Raw genomic sequence first — 19,644 nt, 5'->3', positions numbered from 1 at the left:
TTTAAACTAATAAACCTGTAACGATAGCGCTAAGGAAGCTGACTAAGGTTGCAGTCAGCAAGATTTTCAAGCCATGTTTTGCGACCAAATTTCCTTTTTCTTCATTCAATCCTTTCATTGCACCAGAAATAATTCCGATAGAAGAGAAGTTTGCAAATGAAACTAAGAAAACAGATAAGATGGCTGTCGTTCTTTCTGTGAAATGGAAGTTTCCAGTTGAAAGTTCAGTCATCGCGACAAACTCATTGGTAACTAATTTGGTTGCCATGATACTCCCAGCATCAACTGCTTCATTCCAAGGAATACCACTGATAAAAGCAAGTGGGGCAAAGATGTATCCAAGGATTTCTTGGAATGTAATGCCAAATAATCCGTTGAAGATAGCATTGATCATTGCAATCAATGCAACAAAACCAATCAGCATCGCTGCAACAGTCACTGCAACATGAAATCCATCTAAAATATATTCACCAAGCATTTGGAAAAATGTTTGATTTTTGTCTTCTTCAATAATCAACTCGTCTTCTTTTTGATCGAGTTCATAAGGATTGACGATCGAAGCCATAATGAAACCACCAAGTAAATTTAAAACAAGTGCAGTAATCACATATTTAGAATCAATCAACGCCATATAAGAACCGACGATTGACATTGAAACTGTTGACATCGCGGAAACGCTCATTGTGAACAAACGTTTTTCAGACAGAAAAGGTAGTTCTTTTTTTATGGAAATAAACACTTCTGATTGTCCTAAAATAGCAGAGGCAACCCCGTTATATGATTCCAATTTACCCATACCATTGATTTTGCTTAAACCAAGACCAACTGCTTTCATAAATAAAGGCAAGATTTTGATATAACGTAAAATCCCAATAATTGCTGAAATAAAGACGATTGGCATCAAAACATTTAAGAAGAAAGGGAAGCTTCCTTTATTTGCGACACCAGCAAAAACAAAGTTGACGCCTTCGCCTGCAAAGGCTAGTAAATGGTCGAACAATTTAGCTGAAACAGAAACAACTGCATGACCTGCAGAGGTTCGCAAAAGCACAAAACCAAAAACTAATTGAAGCACAAACATAACAAGTAGTGGCTTCCATTTGATTGCTTTTTTATTACTGCTAATGAAAAAAGCAACTGCTAAAACTAGTATTAAACCGATAATTCCTAACAAATAACTCAAAAAATCACTCCTAACAAAATTCCGTCTAATTTTACCTGTTTTCATAACGAAATACTAACCTTTCAATTAAACTTTCATTGTTTTTTTAGAGTGAAGCGGATACAACATAAAAACCATTTGATTCTAAAAAAAAGTTTTAAAATGATGAGTGTTTTCGAGCATAAAAAAACCATATCGAACAAGAAAGTTCAATATGGTTTTGACAAGTTTCGTTCAAAACTTGATTATTGATAATACAGGTTTTCAGATGGATAAACTGGAGCACAGGTTAAATCGATTCCTAGTTGCTTCAATGTTTGTTCATCATTTTTATTCATCATAACAGTTGAATGCGCTTGGGCACCATCTAATTCACCGAGTTTTTCATAAGCAACTTGGGCAATTGGATTCGTTACTGCGCTAATGGATAAAGCAATCAAGACTTCGTTGATCGTTAATTTATCAATTGAAGAATGCAAAGCTTGTGATTTCATTCCTTGGATTGTTTCTAAAATCAATGGTGAAAGTAAAGGAATATCATCAGCGATATGAGCAAGATGCTTCACGGCATTCAAAATGACAGCTGAGGAAGCATCCATCAATTGACCCGTACGTCCAGTAATAATGACATTATCTGGAAGTTCAATTGCAATGACAGCAGTTGGATCTTTTGAAGGGTTTTGAATTGTCTTAGCATAATCATGAGCTGGAGTAACTACTTTACGGTCTTCAGGTCGTAAGCCAACTTCTTCCATGATTAATTTGATGCGGTTGACTGCTTCTTCGTCAATTTGCCCTTTTTTAAAGTCACATTTTGTTTGGAAATAGCGACGAATGATTTCTTGTTTAGATGCTTCTTGAACAACTTCATCATCCGTGATACCAAAACCAACACGATTCACACCCATATCAGTAGGTGACAAGTAAACAGATTCTTTACCTGTGATTTTTTCAATAATACGTTTGATGACAGGGAAGGTTTCAACATCACGATTATAGTTTACGGCTACTTTATTGTAAGCATCGAAATGGAAGGAATCGATCATATTGACATCTTTTAAATCAACAGTCGCAGCTTCATAAGCAATGTTCAACGGATGTTTTAGCGGTACATTCCAAACTGGGAAAGTTTCAAATTTTGAATAACCAGCGGCATGTCCTTGTTGACTTTCATGATAAAGTTGGTTCAAACAAGTCGCTAATTTTCCGCTACCGGGACCAGGTGCTGTTACAACAACGATTGGTTTTGTCGTTTCAATATAAGCATTCTTGCCAAATCCATCTTCAGAAACAATCTTATCCACGTTAACAGGGTAATCTTCAATTTCTGAATGCGTGTAGACTTTAATGTCACGACGTTCAAGTTTATTGATGAAAACTTTCGTTGCTGGTTGACCATTGTAGCGAGTGATAACGACACTGTTGATCATTAGACCATAGCCACGTAGCTCGTCAATCAAACGTAAGATATCCATATCATAAGTGATTCCGTAATCGCCACGGATTTTATTACGTTCAATGTCGCCAGCATAGACACAAATCAAAATTTCTGCTTGATCTTTCAATTTTTGTAGCAATTTGATTTTAGCATCCTCTTCAAAACCAGGTAATACACGTTTTGCATGCTTGTCGTCAACTAATTTCCCACCAAATTCTAAATATAATTTGTCATAGTGATTTACTCGTTCCAAAATATAAGTAGATTGTTCTTCAATATATTTTTCTGAGTCAAAACCGATTTTTTTCACTAGATTCCCTCCTTAAGTACTAAAGCATTTTTTCATTTTTTGACGGATTCGTCAACCTTCGTGAGAAAATTCGAAGAAAAGAATGTTGTTTGTTTTGATTATGTAGTGATTTCCACTAAAAGCAATCGGTTATTACAAAAAATAATAAATGTTTCACTCAATTTTTCGATTCTATCTTGTCTATGTAGCTATTCATTGGTATGATATTTTTGATAAGGAAGGTGTCCTATGAAAAAAAGACAAAAGAAGAAAAACGCTTATAAGAATTATATCCGTTCGATTTTTACTGGTTATGAAAAAATGCTGGAAAATCCTGAATTAGGTGAGCTTAGACTTTCATACTTAAATGAAGAAACCTTACTGACTCGCGATGAGCAACAACGCATTCATTTCACGACCCGCGAACTGCCTAACAAATAAAACAATCCTTGATTGATGAAAGCAGAATAGGAAGAGTTGTTGCAAGTGTGCATTTCTCTCACTCTGTTTAGAGCTGTGACATGGGTCTCTTGACTTTTGTCACAGTTTTTTTGTTTTTTTACGTTTTTGCTAAATGAACGAGTGATTCGTTTCTGTCGTGCCCGATTTTGTAACAATTTTTTGAAGAAAATGGTACTATTAAGTTATCAAATGAATGCAAGGAGGTAAAAATATGAAAGATTCTATTACAGAAGAACACCATGAACCTGAAACGGTAGATATGGATAAACATACTGATGAGTCATCTTTTGATGATATTAAACAAAAAGCAAGTACAAACTTATCTCAATTGCTGGGAGATTTACAAGCATTTGAACAAGCAGTACGTGAAGAAAACATTCCTGAAATTTATCGACTATATAATAGTCATTTAAATGATGAGCTAAAACGAAGCTCAAATGAGAACCATGAAATTGACCAATTACTTATGCGAAAAATCCAAGATCGATTCTTACAACAATTTCCTTTTATGGAACTGGTAGATGAAATGTCACCTACTTTAAGTTATTACAAAATTGGGACGTACTATCATGAGCGCCCAACGATTGCGATTGATGCCAGTTTGCCGGAAATTTTTGTTTTACCACAAATTGATGCCGAGTGGGAGCAATACTCACAAGGGGAAGTGGTAGATTACAGCCATGAATTAAATGAGTTAGATGCAAAAGTAATTACTGCGCAAACGGAAATTGAACGTCTTGATGAAGAAATCGGAACATATAACAAAAAAATTGCTGCTTTAGAAGAGTCAAAGGGGTTCTTAAACCGAAAAAAAATTGATGAAGAAATTGAAGCATTGGCAAAAGAAAAACAAGTTTATGAAAATGAAAAGCTAGGTTGGTTACCTTATATTGATGAACCAGCTAAAATTCAAAAACAAAAAGAAGCCATGATGCGACAAGCAAAAGCAGATCAACTAAAAGCGGCAATCGTTCAAAAAGAACAACGCCAAATTGCGCGTTACTTTGGTGGAAGGGAAAACTTTGGACCAGCTATCCATCAGTTTTTAATGAGCTATCTTGGTAGTGAAAACCCGGAAGTGGCAATCCTTGATGAAGGAGGTTTGGAAGAATGAGCGAGTACGAAAAAGAGGAAGCAGAAAAGGTAGTTGAACCTTCAGAAATCGAGAACGAAGAAACAACAGTTGTTCCTATGGAAGAAGTAGTAACAGATGAAACAACCGCTGAACTTTTGACAGAATCAGATGATGATGTGGAATTAGAAAGTGCAACTGAAGGAACAAAGATTCATGAAAAAGAAAAAATCGTTCCTCAAATGACAGCAGATACAACGCTTGCAAAAAAAGAACAAGAGTTAGCTGATAACCAGTCTTATCTGAGTGGAAAAGAACAAGACCACCAAGAAATCGTTCAAATGATTCATGAGGCTGAAACACAGCTTGCTGATTTAAGAATGCGTAAAGCTTTTATTGAATCTGGCTTTTCTGAGTTGCTGGGTGCGTATCAGCAATATATTTTAGCCGGTGAACCAATTTCGCCGATTGCTAAGACGAGCTTGGTTGAGTACTTTGCCTATGAATTGTTAAAACCTTTAAATGATATTGGGCTAGAATTGTCAGGAACGACCTATGATACTTGGGAAACACGTCATTTTTCAATTAATTACGCGTTGGATGATTCAGCAAACTTGATTTTCTCTTTTGCGTTGCCAACGATTGATGAACGCTATCAGGTGGATGCAATCAACCTTTTAAAAATTTCTCCAGAAACAATGACAATCGACGTGAAGGATGACCAAGTTTTAGCGCTTATTCGTTATTGGTCAGTTGAACGTGTTTTTTCAGTTGGACAAATGACGATTTTTAATCACAAATTGAATCAGTTATTGGAGCATGCTCGACAACTTGGCTTTACTGTCAACGAGACGCTTTTAGATAATACAAAAGTTTTACGTTTGAATTTGCAAAGTGAATTCGAATTAACGGAACAAGTTCTAGATGATATCTTTATCGTTGCGATGAATCATCCGCAATACGATATGGAAAAACTGGGTGAAGATGCTTATGAAGTCTTGCTTGATAAGGGACAATCACTGACGGTATCTAAAGAAGGGGAGCAGACAGCGTTGTTTGTTTCTTCTGGTGAATACCATCGTTCAGTTATTGATTTCTTTATCAACTATGAATTTCTAATCCCGTTGATGGTACGAAAAGTTTGAACACTTGAACTGTAGGTTAATAATCGAACTGGCACAAACCGCAAATGCGCGGCTTGTGCCAGTTTCAAGTGTTGATTTTTAAGAGTGAAGAGGAGAAAAAATGAGTACCAGAAAACTTGCACAGCTGAGTATGCTCAGCGCTGCTTGTGTAGCAGGTAGAGTTGCTTTTCAATTTATTCCTAATTTTCAACCTATGACGGCAATTTTGTTATTTGTCGTTTTTTACTTGGGAATGATTGATGGGCTGATTGTTATGAGTCTGTCGTTAGTAATTAGCAGTTTTTATTTTGGTATGGGCCCGTGGGTGATTGGCCAATGGCTTAGCTATGGAGGAATCTTCTTGTTGTTTACTTTATGTAGACACTCGAGTTATTTCAGAACAAGTTATTGGTTGAAAGGTATTTTCTTTTTTTTAGCGGGTTTTATTTATGGAGGCCTAATGGCGATTTATGATACGGTGTTGTATCAGTTGCCACAGCCGTTGGTTTATTATATACAAGGGATTTCGTTTGATTTGTCGCATGCTATAGGAAATTTACTTTTTTATTTGATTTTCTTTCCTATTATCCAGCGATTAGTAAAACAATTTGGAGGAAAAAATGAAAAAGATTATTTATAGTTTGTTTGTAGTTATCATAGGGTTAGGAATTTTAAGTGGGTGTAGCAGTAACGTAGAAAAAACAGCTGATAGTCAATTAAGCTCCAGTGTGCAACAGCAAGAAGCAACAATCGTTCTTCAAGAAGATGGAAAAGATTTTGCTAATCAGAAGGTTACTTTTGAAACAGGAGAAAATCTTTTAGAAGTTTTGCAAAAAACTTTTAAAGTCGAGGAAGAAAAAGGGTTTATTACTGAAATCGAAGGGCGTAAACAGAATCAGGAAAAACAAAAGTATTGGTTGTTTACGATTGATGGTGAATCTGCCACTAAAGGTGCTGCTGAAATCGAACTAAAATCGGGACAAAAGATTGTCTTTAATTTAGCCAAAATTTAAGACTGGATCCAAAAAAATTGAATCCATAGAAAAGAGGAACAACAGTGGAAAATTTAAAGAAAAGTGGCATGTTTTCTGTCTTAGCAGCATTAGGTGCCAATATTTTAGTTGCAGTTAGCAAATTTATTGGTTATGCGATTAGTGGAAGTGCCGCTATGTTGAATGAAAGTATCCATAGTATCGTGGATTGTAGTAACCAAGTGCTACTATTATTTGGGAATAAACGTGCGGCAGCTGGTCAAAGTGACCTTCACCAGTTTGGCGAAGGTCGAGCAAAATATTTTTTTAGTACGATCGTTGCCATGATGCTCTTTTTTGGTGGGGGCGCGTTAGGAGTCATGGAGGCCTTTGAAAAGTTGTTTCATCCTGCGCATGAAGTAGAAAATCCAATGATTATTTTAGCTATTTTGTTATTTGGGATTATTATTGAAGGAAGTTCTTTGCGGATTGCATTTAAAGAAATCAAAGAACTGAATACAGAAAATTTATCATTGTTAGCCTTTTTACGTGAAAGTCGCCATAGTGAGATTTTGATTATTTTCACAGAAGACTTTTGTGCAGTAATTGGTTTGGTGTTGGCTATGGCTGGAACAATTTTAACCATGGTGACTGGGATCGCTGCTTTTGATGCAATTAGTGGTCTATTAATTGGTTTCTTATTGATGGGTGCCGCTATTTTCCTTGCGAAAGAATTTTACAGCCTGATTATTGGTGAGAGTGTGACTGCGCATGACTTAGTGTTGATTAAAAAAGCATTTGATCGACCAGAAATAGAACGATTGATTGATATTAAAACAGTTCACATGGGGCCAACCGAAATTATGGTTGCTGCGAAAGTGGATATTCTGGATATCAAGGAAGAATTTGCTTATGCAATTGTCAATGATATTGAACGAATGATTCGGAAAAGTTTACCAGATAAAAAGATTTACATTTATATTGAAACGGATAAGTATGACCCGAATTACCATCGCGAATAAGCAAGGATGAAAAAAAATCATAAATTGAAGCTGAAATGAGAAAAATTTAATATTGTTTTTAGATAAAACGGCTACAATTTATTGAAATTATGTTACAATGAGTCCGCTGTTTATTTGTTGTAATCAAAGGAGACATTTTAATGAGTAGAAAGAAAACTGCGCCATGGCTTCAGTCTTTTCATGCAGTGATGCCGCTTTGTTTTAGCTATATCCCGGTTGGATTAGCCTGTGGTGTTCTGTTACAGAAGGTTGGATTTGATCCATTATTGACCGGTCTATTATCAATTTTGGTTTTTTCCGGCGGTGCGCAATTCTTAGTTGCCTCAATGTTAGCAACACACGCATCATTTGCAACAACCATCTTGATGGTATTTTTCTTAGAATTACGTTATACATTATTGGGCTCAAGTCTTTCAGTATTTATGAAGAAAGAAAGCCGTCCATTTTTAGCTGTCTTTTCGCAATCACTAAATGATGAAAACTATGCAGTTAATTACTTGAAATATTCTACAGATCCAACTTGGAACAAACAAAAAGCCCTGTACGTCAATTGGTTTTCTATGGCTGCTTGGGCAGGAAGCAACGTGATTGGAAATGTTTTTGGTTCAGTGATTCGAGTAGATGCTGACTTAGTTCATTTCGCGTTAACGGCAATGTTTATTTTTATGTTTATTATGCAGATGAAGAATGGTTTGCTGATTCTGACTGGTATTTTTTCGGGTGTCTTAGGGGTTGCATTTATGGTTTTGTTCCAAAATACATTTGGCTTAATCTTAGCGACTGTCATTGCTTCTTTTGCTGGATTGCTTTTAGAAAAAGCTTTCCAAAAAGAAAAAGAGAAAAAGTTACGACATCGTGCGGAGCAAGTGAACGAGCCGTTGTTTAACTTCCCAGATCAGGAGGTCCAAAACCATGAGTAAAAGTTATTTGATTTTACTAGTTGCTTGTTTATTTCTAGCAGCTTACATTCCCAGAGTAGTACCAATGCTTTACTTTACACAAAGAAAAGTTCCTGCGTGGTTTAGTGATTGGATGAAGTACGTTCCAGTAGCATTATTTTCTGCATTAGCATTCAAAGATGTTTTTATCACACACGAACATTTAGATTTTGCTTGGAATATCAAAATTTTGGCTATGGTCTTAGTTGCAGGTGTAGCATATAAAACACGTTCTATGGCGTTATCTGTAGTGACTGGTTTAGCAGCTGTCTTTTTATTATCAATGATTTAAATAACGAAGGTAAGGGGTGGGACATCAATGTGTCGAAGCCCTTTTTTTGTTGCCCAAAGGGGAGGAGTGTATGCCTAGCAATTGTTTCATCAATCGTAACATCTGAAACTATGTGCCATTTTTTTGTACTAAAGCGCAGAAAAAAACTGTAAAAATCAGATTGACAGCGCTTACTGAAAATGGTAACTTTGTTTTAGGATAGTTATTATTCAGTTAAGCTAAACCTGAACGACATTTATTTGTGGTGTCGTTTGGGTCTTTTTTTATGCGTTGGTGAGGCTGAAAGAGATGGGGGGAGACAATTGAAAATTCTGAGGATTTTGAATAACAACGTCGTGGTTGCCTTGAATGATGAAGGAAAAGAAATCGTTTTAATGGGTAATGGATTGGGATTTCAAAAAAAGCCGGGCTTTAAGGTTGATTCAGATAGTATTGAAAAGGTGTTTGAAATAAAAAATCAAAGTGAGTCATTACGAGTAGAACAAATGCTTTCGGAAATTCCCGAAGAGGTCATCATGGTTGCTTTTGATATCTTGAATTATGCAAAGAAAAAGTTGGACAAAGAATTTAATGAAACAAGCTTTATTTCTTTTGCGGATCATTTATACACGGCGATCCAACGCGAGGGCAAAGGAATCCAAATGAAGAATTTTCTATTGTGGGACATCAAGCACTTCTTCCCGGAAGAATTAGCAATTGCGCGAAGAGGTATCCAGTTTATCAATGAAAAAATGGGTATCGAGCTATCCGATGACGAATCTGGTTTCTTAACGTTACACATCGTAAATGCCGAGTTGGATATCACGAATGAGTCAGCCGTCAGCCTTACACAAATGATTGAAGAAATTCTAACGGTTATCAAATATACATTGAAGATCAACTTTGCTGAAAACGACATTTACTTTCAGCGCTTCATTACCCATCTACGATTTTTTGCGGAGAGAGTTTTGAATGCGCAAAGAAAAGAAGCAGCAGACGAACTAGTTGAAAACGAACTGTTTATCCTTGTCAGTAAAAAGTATCCTGAAGCCTTTGAGGCGACTAAGAAAGTGGTTGAATTATTAGCCACTCGTTGGAGCTATCAAGTTTCTAGAGATGAGCAGGTGTATATTACGATTCACATTGCAAGAATCATCGAAAAAACGAAATAAGAGAGTTTCTCTTAAAATAAAAATGAAAGGAGTAAAACTAGCTTACCCAGCAAAAGGAATTGGATCGTTACATTTAGTTGGCGAGACCTCTGGATTAAAAAATATACTTAATTTTGGAGGAAAAAATCATGGGAAAATATGAACAACTAGCACAAGACATTGTCAAAGAAGTTGGTGGAAAAGAAAACGTCAATTCGTTAACGAACTGTATTACGCGTTTACGCTTTAAGTTAAAGGACGAAAGTAAAGCAAATACAGATGTGTTGAAAAACATGGATGGCGTTGTAACGGTTATGCAATCAGGTGGCCAATACCAAGTAGTTATTGGCAATCATGTACCTGATGTACGTAAAGATGTGGATGCAGTGTTAGGTTTATTGGAGGAAAAAACAGATTCAGGACCAAAAGGAAACTTATTCGATCAATTTGTAGACATTATTTCAAGTATTTTCCAACCAATTCTAGCGCCATTATCTGCAGCCGGTATGTTAAAAGGGGTTGCTGCAATCTTGTCATTTGCTTTAGGACCAGAGTTCGCTGCGACGCCAACTTATGCTGTAGTTAATGCGATGGGTGACGGCCTGTTCTTACTATTACCGATTTTTATTGGTTTTACAGCCATGAAACGTTTTGGGGGATCCCCGTTTTTAGGAATGATGATTGCAGCAAGTATGGTGTACACCGGATTTATTGATGGTTCATTGACAAGTCAATTTGCTGAAAGTGGTGGCTTGAATTTCTTTGGTATCCCATTTTCACTTCCAGCAGCTGGTTATGGTTCAAGTGTGATGCCGATTATTGCATCAACCGCTTTTGCAGCATTTCTTGAAAAACAACTACGAAAAGTCATTCCTGATGTTGTTAAGCTATTTTTAGTTCCATTTTTCACTGCATTGATTACTGTTCCATTGATGTTTATCGTTATTGGTCCAATCATGAATGCGGCTTCGGAAGCGTTGGGAAGTGGTTTGATTGCGATTCAAACATTTAACCCAATTATTTTTGGTGCGATTTTAGGTTTTACTTGGCAAGTTTTAGTAATGTTTGGTCTTCATTGGGCACTAATCCCATTTGCAATCATTGCTTTATCTCAAGGACAACCAACAGCGTTATTGACGCCAAGTGGTAGTGTTTCTTTCGCTCAAACAGGAGCAGTTTTAGCTGTCATGTTAAAAACACAAAATGCCAAATTAAAAGAATTGTCTGTTCCAGCATTTATTTCGGGAATATTTGGTGTAACAGAGCCGGCAATCTATGGGATTACTTTACCTAAAAAGAAACCATTCTGGGCCTCTTGTGTCGTTGGTGCATTTACAGGTGGAACAGCTATGGCTTTAGGCTTACAAGCGTATCAAATGGGTGGATTAGGAATTTTCCGTTACACAGGTGCTATTTCTCCTGATGGCGATATTAAATTTGCGATTTATAGCATGATCTTAGATGCAGTGGCATTAGTTGCTGGTTTTGGTTTAGCTTGGGTGATTGGTTTTAAAGATGATGAGCCAACCATCGCGATGAGTAAAGAAGAAGCAAAAGGGTCATTTACAGTACAAAAGAAAAAAGTAGCGAAACAAGAAATCTTTTCACCAATTACTGGGAATATTTTGCCGTTGAGTCAAGCAAAAGATGCTGCTTTTGCGGAAGGAATTATGGGCAAAGGCGTGGTGATTGAGCCGACTGTTGGTGAAGTTGTCGCACCTTTTGATGGAACAATCATGACTTTATTCCCAACAAATCATGCAATTGGCATCATTTCTGATGATGGCATGGAATTATTGATTCACATTGGCATTGATACGATTCAATTAGAAGGAAAACACTTTGAAGTTTTTGTAAAGCAAGGCGACACAGTAAAAAAAGGAGATAAGTTGGTTCGTTTTGATATTCAGGCGATTGAAGAAGAAGGTTATAGCACACAAGTCCCAATCATTGTGACGAATACGCCTGATTACGCGGATATTATTGTGACTGATGAAAATGAAGTGCAGCAAGGAACCTTGGTTTCTACCGCTATTCTTGCTAATTAAATCAAAAATGAAGGAGAAAGATCAATGAGTTTTCCAAAGAATTTTTTATGGGGTGGCGCGACAGCTGCCAATCAATGTGAAGGTGCTTGGGATGTTGCTGGTAAAGGAGATTCAATCAGTGATCATAATCGAGCAGGTAGTCGAACAGCAGGGACACGGCGAACATTCGACTTAGTAATCGATGAAGAGAAGTACTATTATCCAAGCCATACAGGGATTGATCACTATCACCGCTATCAAGAAGATATCGCCCTGTTTGCAGAAATGGGTTTTAAAGTATATCGTTTGTCGATTGCCTGGTCACGGATTTTTCCAAATGGTGATGAAGAAACACCTAATGAAGCAGGATTACAATTTTATGATGATTTATTTGATGAATTACACAAGTATGGGATTGAACCTTTAGTGACGATCTCTCATTTTGAATTACCGTTTCAATTAGGCAAACGCTACGATGGTTTTTTAGATCAGCGAACAATTGCATTTTATGAACGTTACGCAACGACTTTATTTGAACGCTATCAAGATAAGGTGAAGTATTGGCTGACATTTAATGAAATCAATTTTGGAACATTAGAGCATGGCAAGCAAATCAATGGTTTGTTTAACCGTGAGTATACAGAAACGGAACAATATCAAGCATTGCATAATGTCTTTCTAGCATCTGCCAGAGCAGTGGTTGCGGGGCATAAAATCAATCCAGAGTTTAAAATTGGTTGCATGTTGGCCTACATTACGATGTATCCTAAGACCTGTCGCCCAGAAGACGTGCTGAGAACACAACAGTTGAATGATCGTTTGAATTATTTCTGTGGTGATGTCCAAGTTAAAGGTACGTATCCGTATTATATGAAACGCTATTTTGAAAAAAATGATATTCAATTGGAAATAACTGAAGAAGATCAAGCATTGTTAAAAGAAGGCACTGTTGATTACTATACATTTAGTTATTATATGAGTACTTGTATTGCCGCTAACCTTGAGGACCGTGAAGATACTACGGGTGGAAACTTATTTGGTGGTGTGGCGAATGAATACTTGAAAGCCAGCGATTGGGGTTGGCAAGTTGATCCAGTTGGTTTGCGGTATACCTTAAATCAAATTTATTCTCGTTACGAAGTTCCTTTGATGGTAGTAGAAAATGGCTTGGGTGCATTCGATCAAGTAGAAGAGGATGGCACAATCAAAGATGACTATCGCATCGACTACTTTAGACAACATATCGTTGAAATGGACAAAGCAATTGACGACGGAGTAGATTTGATTGGCTATACACCTTGGGGCTGCATTGATTTGATCAGTGCAGGAACAGGTGAGATGAGTAAACGTTACGGTTTTATTTACGTTGATCGTGATGACGAAGGGCATGGTACGTTAAATCGCAGTCGTAAGAAATCATTTTATTGGTATCAAAAAGTGATTGAAACGAATGGTGAAAACTTATCTTAAAATAAAAATAACTTTCTTAAAAGAGGTTGGGTCAAAAACAATCAGCTCTGAGAAATAAGCAAGAGTATCCGGAAATAACTCACCTATTTTTGTTTTTGGAAGGGGTTAGTGTGCTTCCAAGAAAATAACTTTTGAAAACGCTATGTATTTTAAAAAAGTCTGGAGCATAATCATTTCGATTAATGTTCCAGACTTTTTTTGAAATAAACGAATCAAATGATTGGTACAAAGAGTGTTAGATAAATTCATTTTGAACAACGGTTCTCAGCCGGAATTTTGACAAGTGGAGAAAGTGTTAAGGTTCCTTTAACAAACTTGATTGTAGCTGGATGAATGATAGTATTTAACTCAGCAAGCGAATGAAAGAAAGCTGATTTCGATAGATTCAACCTGAATGATTAAAATGTTATAAAAAAGAGACAACCGACCACTGGTTGTCTCCAAAGAATATTGAACTAGACAAGCAGTCTGTTTTCCGCCAACTGACTTGTCTAAATAACGAATGAAATTCGTTATGAGAAAAGTATAGCATAATAGTTGAAACAGTCTAGTTAGAAAATTACTTAGTGAAAGGTTGATTGGCATTTGTGGAATCTGTGTGCTGAGATAATCAGGCTGATGAAATGAAAAAGCAATGCTGGGATTACTTGTTCTTGTTTTTTTGCTATAATGTAAAAGATGTTTAGAACCTAATATATAGTTGAGGAAGATTTGATGAATAAAAAATTGATGCAAGGAACATTTTGGTTAACGTTTGCCAATTTGTTGTGTAAGGTTTTAGGTGTTGTGTACTTAATTCCTTGGTTAATGATGATGGGTGATAATCAAGATGGGATGTTGGCTACAACTCTCTACAATGTCGGTTATTTGCCTTATGGATTATTCTTAATGCTTGGAACAGTTGGCTTTCCTAACGCAATCGCGAAAAAAGTTGCCATTGCAACGAAAGAAGGAGATGCACAAGAAAGTCGAGTGATTTTTCGCAGTACGATTAATATCATGTTTGTCATTGGGATTGCCTCGGCTGTTTTGATGTATTTATTTGCGCCAGCGCTAGCAGGAATCAGTCCAATCGCCAATGTGAATAATGGGATTTTAGCGATTCGTAGTTTATGTCCTTCATTGGTTGCTATTCCGGTATTAAGTGCAATGCGTGGATATTTTCAAGGGAAGAATGACTTGCGCCCTTATGGAACTTCATTGATTATCGAACAAGCAATCCGAGTTCTGGTTATTTTAGCTGGGACATATTATTTGCGTGTCCTAACGAATGGAACGATTTTAGAAGCAGTTTTAGTCAGTACCGTCGCGTCGTTTTTCGGTGGTTTAGCTGCGATTTTCCATATGTATGTAGTGGGACGGCAGAAAGATTACTTTAGATTGAAAGATTTCTTGATATCTACCCGTTATTTCAAAAAAGACAATCGTCGTGCTTCAAGCGCTATTATACGTGAAACACTTCCGTTTATCTTTGTTGGTTCAGTTATTACGATTGTACAAATGATCGACCAAGTAACGATGAAGCCGTTATTACATTTTTTCCGTCCAGATCTCGCAGATCAACAGTTAGAGTTTTTATTTAGTCGAGCGTCAGTGAATCCGAACAAGTTGACCTTGATTTTGATTTCAATGGTTGGTACCGTAGCAATCAGTAGTTTGCCATTATTAAGTACCTTGAAAAAAGAAAACCGAAAACAAATTGAAAAAACGGTTGGAGATAGTTTTTCAATCGCGATTTTGATTTTATTGCCATCACTTGCAGGGATGTCTTTATTAGCAGGACCATTGTACACACTGTTCTTTGGTTATGATCCTGAGAGTGTGGGGTATTTCCAATTAGCGTTACTAGCTTCGCTATTCTTTTCATTATTTACAATTTTATCAACGATGTTACAGTCATTGAATCACCATTTGTTTGCTATCCGGCTAACGGTACAAGCAATTGTCTTAAAAGTTCTTTTCCAAGTCATTTTCTTAGCTTTATTTGGTGGCTATGGGATGAGTTTGTCAAATGGATTGGCATTTGGGTATGTGTTTATCCGTGGTTATTGGTACATGTGTCACGAGTATCAAATAGCACCATTATACAGAATCAAAGACTTCTTCCTTAAAACAGTTCGTTCGACAGCACTAATGTTACTTGTATGTATGATAGTGTTCTTTTTATTGCATACGCAACTCTCATTAGAAAGCAAGACGAACGCTGTGATCTATTGTGTGTTGATTACAGGAGTCGGAGGTGTGACTTTTCTTTTCGCTCAGTTTGGTAAAAGTGGTATCCACTCACTATTGCATCGCCGGAACGTCTGAGGAAAGAGTTGCTTATTATTCTTAACTATACGCTGTCACAAAAAGCGATTTTTGTGACAGTCTTTTTTGATAGAAACGGATTTTAGATTTATCTACAAGCAAAATTATGCTATAGTTATAAGGTCTGGAAAAATTCTTTGAAACGAGGAAATAGATAAATGAAACTTGCAGTTGTTACTGATAGTACGGCTTATTTGCCGGAACGTATCAAGAACCATCCCGACTTATATGTAATTCCGATCCCAGTTATTTTAGATGGGAAGATTTATAATGAAGGTATCGATATTGAAGCTGATGAATATTATGGTCTTCTAAAAAACAGTAAAGATTTCCCTACGACATCTCAGCCGGTTGTGGGAGAAGTTTTGGCATTATATGACGAATTAAAGGCGAAAGGGTATGACACGATAATCAGTATCCACCTTTCTTCTGGCATTTCGGGTTTTGTTAATACATTGTTTGCAATGAAAGAAGATGTGAAGGGGTTAACGGTGATTCCATACGATTCGAAAATTACAAGCATGCCCATGGGACACATGGTCGAATCTGCCTTGGATTTAAATGATCAAGGAACATCACTTGAAGAGATCCTTTCACATATTGATCGTATTCGCGATAATACTTACGCTTATTTGATAGTTGATGACTTGAACAATCTAGTGCGCGGAGGTCGTTTAACAAATGGTGCAGCGTTGATTGGTGGGTTGTTAAAAATTAAACCGATCTTAACTTTTACGGATGGGAAAATCGTTTTGTTTGAAAAGATCCGTTCAAGCAAAAAAGCATTCGCCCGTGCAGAAGATATTATTGGCCAACGAAAAACTGAAATTGCAGGACCAGTTAAGTTGTATGTGATCCATGCGAATAACTTAGATGTTGCAATCAGTGAAAAAGAAAAATTACAAAAGAAATACCCCGATGCAGAAATTGAGATTGGTCACTTTGGCCCGGTAATTGGAACGCATCTTGGAGAAAAAGCAGTAGGACTTGCTATTTCAGCGCAATAATTCTTATTTTATTTATTTTGCCAGCAAACAAATTTGTTTGCTGGCTTTTTTTTGTCTATAGGCTTATAATCATATTGGTCGTTAGTAATTTACTACGCTAGTAATTTAGTAAATTACTAACATAAATATTAAAGGAGTGTTTCTTATGGAAATCCCAACAAATTTAAAACACAAACCTGTTCTTGTCGTTGAAGATTATGATAAAGTTGATGGCCGTAATGCACTAGATACAGATGCAAAAGGCTTGTCTCTTGGTTTAGCACAATGGAATGATCGTGGAAAAGTCGATATTTCTGGAAAAGTTTGGCGTCATACAGGGGAAAAATGGTCACGTCAATCAGAAGAATTACCAATTACTCGCATTTTAGATTTAGCAATTTTAGCAGCTCAAGGAAGTTTGTATTTCCAAGATGCGTATCGTTATAAAAAATTCTATGATCCTGAAAACCCAGTGGTCGATATCATTGGTTTGCAGGGAAACCGAATGACTGTTGAAGTCGATACAAAAAATCCTAAGATTGATGAGGATATTATTCTTTACTATGATACATTACAAAAAGATGGTGAACTCATTGGTGAACGATTCCGCATCTTAAAACGTTTGCTAGAAGAATTAGGTTATTAAACTCGTCGAATCGTTAAAGGAGGTTGCATAATGGGAGAGTTCTCGCTTACACAAGACCGAGTATTTTCACGCCTAGAAAAACAGATGATTTGGCAAAAACCAAAAAGTCACCGAACAAGTGTGGAAGAAATTCGAATTGCAACAGAAATCAATGAAAACTGGCTCGATCCTGAGATGAAAATCATGAATATCTTATTGGAAGGGGATGCCGGATCTGGGAAAACACAATTAGCTAAGGCGTTATCTGCTGATTTGCAATTACCTTATACAAAGGTGACGTGTTTTGCAGATATGGATAAATCAGATGTGTTTGGTGCGTTATTACCAGTAGTGGAATCTGTCGATGCGGATAGTCAAGAATTGTTGGAAGCCATCTCTCAAACCGAGAGTTTTGATGCTGTGTTACGTTTAGTCCAATCACATTACCAATTAGATGTACTTTCAGCACGAGAAAAACTAGCTGAATTTGTACAACAAATTGAAGCAAAATCTGAAACAACACCTATTCATTATAAATATTACCCTTCAGAAATCGTCCGTGCGATGGAAAAAGGCTATTTACTTGAAATCCAAGAGCCAACAGTGATTCGAGATGCGTCTGTCTTAGTCGCGCTAAACTCAGCCTTGGAACCAAATGGTATGTTGAATTTACCCACTGGTATCGTCCGTCGCCATCCTGACAGCGTAGTTGTGATTACGACGAACCGAAACTATCAAGGAAATCGACCACTGAATGAATCGTTGCGTGACCGAATGCAGCATGCAGAAAAAATGGATTTACCTAGTCTCGAAGTAATGGTCGAACGTGCTGTTGGGAAAACAGGAATTCAAGACTCATCTATTTTATTCAAAATGGCAGAAATTATTCGATTATTAGACGAAACAGCCAAAGCAAACGCGATCAAAGGTGTCGCAGGAATGCGTTCTTATTTTTATTGGGTGAATACGATGAAGCAAGGACAAGATTTATTACAATCTATCTACCCAAAAGTCTTATATAAACTGACAACGGATCCAGATGAACTAAAGATTTTGCTTCAAGCTTTAGAGGATACGGGGTTATTAATTGAATTGAGAGAGTTGCTTCGAGCAAAAAAGTGGGGCGAAGCTACTGATGCACCAACAGTCCGTGGACGAAAAATCAGTGGATTAGAAGCAGAAGAGCGCCAGATTGAAGAGCTTGCTCCAGAAGAATTGACTTTAGCAGAACAAGAACTATCTACACTCGAAAAAGCAGAAGAAATGGCTGATAAAGAAGCTCCAGAAGAGACAGACGAATCTGAGAATCTAGATAACATTCAAGAAGAACGAAGCAGTGACGTCGAAGGAAAACATCAGACAGAAAAAAGTGCGGAAGATGAGTCTGCTGAAATGTCTGCCGCTGACATGGACGCCCATGACAAAGAAATGAAAAAAGAGTTGAACAAAGAAGCGCGCCAAATCATGAAAGGCACGATGCATGAAAAAGAAGGATTGATCGTTCACCGACCGAAGTATCAAATAAACAGCGATGAAGCACGAGCAATCAGAGCCCAAGTCTTTCCAGTCGTCGATTCATTAAGTCGACAAGTATTAGAACTTTTAGATAACGAAGAAAGCACAAGTTATCAAAAAGGTAAGTACGAAGGGCAACGCTTTAATGCTAGTCGCATTGCATATGGTGATTTGCGTAATTTTGACAAAAAAAATCCGCCACATGAACAACCGTCTCTAGCCGTTGCTATTCGATTAGATGAATCAGGTTCGATGATTCGCGAAGATCGAATAGAAGCAGCAAAAAAAGCCGCGATTGCGATTGCGGAATTTGCTAAACGTGTCAATATCCCACTGATGATCAATGGTGATACAGCAGATGTTTCCGTGCGTGAAAAGACATCGATTTTTTCTTATAAAGAATTTGCTGATACTTTTCAATGGTTGGATGAGAAATTGGTGACAATGAAATCACGCCAAAATAACCGCGACGGAGCTGTTTTAAGAGTGGTTGCTGATAAGTTGAACCAACAAACGGCAACTACCAAGTTATTGTTGAATATTAGTGATGGACAGCCAAAAGCTCTTCCAGATTATACTGGAAAAAAAGCAAAGGAAGACATTCAAGAAGTCATCAAAGAATATGATCGACAAGGAATTATTTTCATTGCTGCGGCGATTGGCCAAGATAAAGAAGAAATTAAAGAAATTTACGGTGAAAGTCGTTTCCTTGATATTACAGATCTCCAAGAATTTCCTAAACAAATGATCCAGTTGATTGCTCGTTATCTATAGGAAGTTATCAATAGTTACTAAAACACTCAAAGCAATG

The 19,644-nt window shown here is 37.0% G+C and carries 17 protein-coding genes; 15 read left to right on the top strand and 2 right to left on the bottom strand.

The features are described 5' to 3' along the window. Position 1: 1 nt before the first annotated feature. Both IGJ66_RS06605 and IGJ66_RS06600 read right to left on the bottom strand, forming a co-directional pair. The gene (locus IGJ66_RS06605; RefSeq protein WP_067482105.1) at positions 2 to 1,183 is read right to left on the bottom strand and encodes a NupC/NupG family nucleoside CNT transporter; all 1,182 of its coding nucleotides are present in this window, start codon (positions 1,181 to 1,183) and stop codon (positions 2 to 4) included. 224 nt (positions 1,184 to 1,407) lie between these two features. After that, a complete protein-coding gene (locus tag IGJ66_RS06600; protein ID WP_067482103.1) occupies positions 1,408 to 2,910 on the bottom strand; it encodes a DUF1846 domain-containing protein in 1,503 nt (500 codons plus the stop codon). Between the two features lie 228 nt (positions 2,911 to 3,138). Here IGJ66_RS06600 and IGJ66_RS06595 point away from each other — a divergent pair, with 228 nt between their 5' ends. The 15 genes from IGJ66_RS06595 to IGJ66_RS06525 all read left to right on the top strand — a co-directional run bounded on the left by IGJ66_RS06595 (position 3,139) and on the right by IGJ66_RS06525 (position 19,607). Continuing rightward, a complete protein-coding gene (locus IGJ66_RS06595; protein WP_067482101.1) occupies positions 3,139 to 3,330 on the top strand; it encodes a hypothetical protein in 192 nt (63 codons plus the stop codon). A gap of 232 nt (positions 3,331 to 3,562) precedes the next feature. Further along, positions 3,563 to 4,465 (top strand): viral A-type inclusion protein, encoded by a 903-nt coding sequence (locus tag IGJ66_RS06590; RefSeq protein WP_430616393.1) that lies wholly within the window; start codon positions 3,563 to 3,565, stop codon positions 4,463 to 4,465. Further along, positions 4,462 to 5,568, top strand: a complete 1,107-nt coding sequence (locus IGJ66_RS06585) for a hypothetical protein (protein ID WP_368026820.1) — start codon at positions 4,462 to 4,464, stop codon at positions 5,566 to 5,568. The genes IGJ66_RS06590 and IGJ66_RS06585 overlap by 4 nt, the downstream gene beginning before the upstream one ends. Positions 5,569 to 5,668: 100 nt before the next feature. Then, positions 5,669 to 6,187, top strand: coding sequence for a hypothetical protein (locus IGJ66_RS06580; RefSeq protein ID WP_270345433.1), 519 nt, complete (start codon positions 5,669 to 5,671; stop codon positions 6,185 to 6,187). Further along, positions 6,168 to 6,560, top strand: coding sequence for a DUF4430 domain-containing protein (locus tag IGJ66_RS06575; RefSeq protein ID WP_067482094.1), 393 nt, complete (start codon positions 6,168 to 6,170; stop codon positions 6,558 to 6,560). The genes IGJ66_RS06580 and IGJ66_RS06575 overlap by 20 nt, the downstream gene beginning before the upstream one ends. Positions 6,561 to 6,604: 44 nt before the next feature. Continuing rightward, positions 6,605 to 7,540: a cation diffusion facilitator family transporter gene (locus IGJ66_RS06570; RefSeq protein ID WP_067482092.1), complete on the top strand. Its 936-nt coding sequence runs from the start codon at positions 6,605 to 6,607 to the stop codon at positions 7,538 to 7,540. 140 nt (positions 7,541 to 7,680) lie between these two features. Continuing rightward, entirely contained in the window at positions 7,681 to 8,460 is a 780-nt protein-coding gene (locus tag IGJ66_RS06565; protein ID WP_067482090.1) for an AzlC family ABC transporter permease, read from the top strand. Next, positions 8,453 to 8,770 carry an AzlD domain-containing protein gene (locus tag IGJ66_RS06560; protein WP_067482089.1) on the top strand — a complete coding sequence of 106 codons (318 nt, stop codon included), beginning with the start codon at positions 8,453 to 8,455 and terminating at the stop codon, positions 8,768 to 8,770. Before IGJ66_RS06565 ends, IGJ66_RS06560 begins: the two co-directional genes overlap by 8 nt. Before the next feature lie 302 nt (positions 8,771 to 9,072). Further along, a complete protein-coding gene (gene licT / locus IGJ66_RS06555; protein ID WP_067482087.1) occupies positions 9,073 to 9,921 on the top strand; it encodes a BglG family transcription antiterminator LicT in 849 nt (282 codons plus the stop codon). Positions 9,922 to 10,049: 128 nt separating this feature from the next. Next, a complete protein-coding gene (locus tag IGJ66_RS06550) occupies positions 10,050 to 11,948 on the top strand; it encodes a beta-glucoside-specific PTS transporter subunit IIABC (RefSeq protein ID WP_067482085.1) in 1,899 nt (632 codons plus the stop codon). 24 nt (positions 11,949 to 11,972) lie between these two features. Next, positions 11,973 to 13,397, top strand: coding sequence for a glycoside hydrolase family 1 protein (locus IGJ66_RS06545; RefSeq protein ID WP_430616392.1), 1,425 nt, complete (start codon positions 11,973 to 11,975; stop codon positions 13,395 to 13,397). Between the two features lie 714 nt (positions 13,398 to 14,111). Continuing rightward, positions 14,112 to 15,707 (top strand): putative polysaccharide biosynthesis protein, encoded by a 1,596-nt coding sequence (locus tag IGJ66_RS06540; RefSeq protein WP_430616391.1) that lies wholly within the window; start codon positions 14,112 to 14,114, stop codon positions 15,705 to 15,707. A gap of 158 nt (positions 15,708 to 15,865) precedes the next feature. Beyond that, positions 15,866 to 16,714, top strand: coding sequence for a DegV family protein (locus tag IGJ66_RS06535; protein WP_071868393.1), 849 nt, complete (start codon positions 15,866 to 15,868; stop codon positions 16,712 to 16,714). A 145-nt stretch (positions 16,715 to 16,859) separates the two neighbouring features. Beyond that, positions 16,860 to 17,339 carry a DUF6530 family protein gene (locus IGJ66_RS06530; protein ID WP_067482078.1) on the top strand — a complete coding sequence of 160 codons (480 nt, stop codon included), beginning with the start codon at positions 16,860 to 16,862 and terminating at the stop codon, positions 17,337 to 17,339. A 30-nt stretch (positions 17,340 to 17,369) separates the two neighbouring features. Further along, entirely contained in the window at positions 17,370 to 19,607 is a 2,238-nt protein-coding gene (locus tag IGJ66_RS06525) for an AAA family ATPase (protein ID WP_430616390.1), read from the top strand. Positions 19,608 to 19,644: the final 37 nt, after the last annotated feature.

The organism is Enterococcus sp. DIV0176 (assembly GCF_050528535.1).
Taxonomy (GTDB): domain Bacteria; phylum Bacillota; class Bacilli; order Lactobacillales; family Enterococcaceae; genus Enterococcus_B; species Enterococcus_B thailandicus.
The sequence above is the reverse complement of the archived record's forward strand: the minus strand, read 5'-3'. Positions and strand labels throughout refer to the sequence as shown.

Coding starts and splice junctions, on each gene's coding strand:
- IGJ66_RS06590 (WP_430616393.1), top strand. CDS start 3,563: ATGAAAGATTCTATTACAGAAGAACACCATGAACCTGAAACGGTAGAT.
- IGJ66_RS06525 (WP_430616390.1), top strand. CDS start 17,370: ATGGGAGAGTTCTCGCTTACACAAGACCGAGTATTTTCACGCCTAGAA.
- IGJ66_RS06580 (WP_270345433.1), top strand. CDS start 5,669: ATGAGTACCAGAAAACTTGCACAGCTGAGTATGCTCAGCGCTGCTTGT.
- IGJ66_RS06560 (WP_067482089.1), top strand. CDS start 8,453: ATGAGTAAAAGTTATTTGATTTTACTAGTTGCTTGTTTATTTCTAGCA.
- IGJ66_RS06540 (WP_430616391.1), top strand. CDS start 14,112: ATGAATAAAAAATTGATGCAAGGAACATTTTGGTTAACGTTTGCCAAT.
- IGJ66_RS06550 (WP_067482085.1), top strand. CDS start 10,050: ATGGGAAAATATGAACAACTAGCACAAGACATTGTCAAAGAAGTTGGT.
- IGJ66_RS06595 (WP_067482101.1), top strand. CDS start 3,139: ATGAAAAAAAGACAAAAGAAGAAAAACGCTTATAAGAATTATATCCGT.
- IGJ66_RS06535 (WP_071868393.1), top strand. CDS start 15,866: ATGAAACTTGCAGTTGTTACTGATAGTACGGCTTATTTGCCGGAACGT.
- IGJ66_RS06545 (WP_430616392.1), top strand. CDS start 11,973: ATGAGTTTTCCAAAGAATTTTTTATGGGGTGGCGCGACAGCTGCCAAT.
- IGJ66_RS06565 (WP_067482090.1), top strand. CDS start 7,681: ATGAGTAGAAAGAAAACTGCGCCATGGCTTCAGTCTTTTCATGCAGTG.
- IGJ66_RS06530 (WP_067482078.1), top strand. CDS start 16,860: ATGGAAATCCCAACAAATTTAAAACACAAACCTGTTCTTGTCGTTGAA.
- IGJ66_RS06575 (WP_067482094.1), top strand. CDS start 6,168: ATGAAAAAGATTATTTATAGTTTGTTTGTAGTTATCATAGGGTTAGGA.
- IGJ66_RS06585 (WP_368026820.1), top strand. CDS start 4,462: ATGAGCGAGTACGAAAAAGAGGAAGCAGAAAAGGTAGTTGAACCTTCA.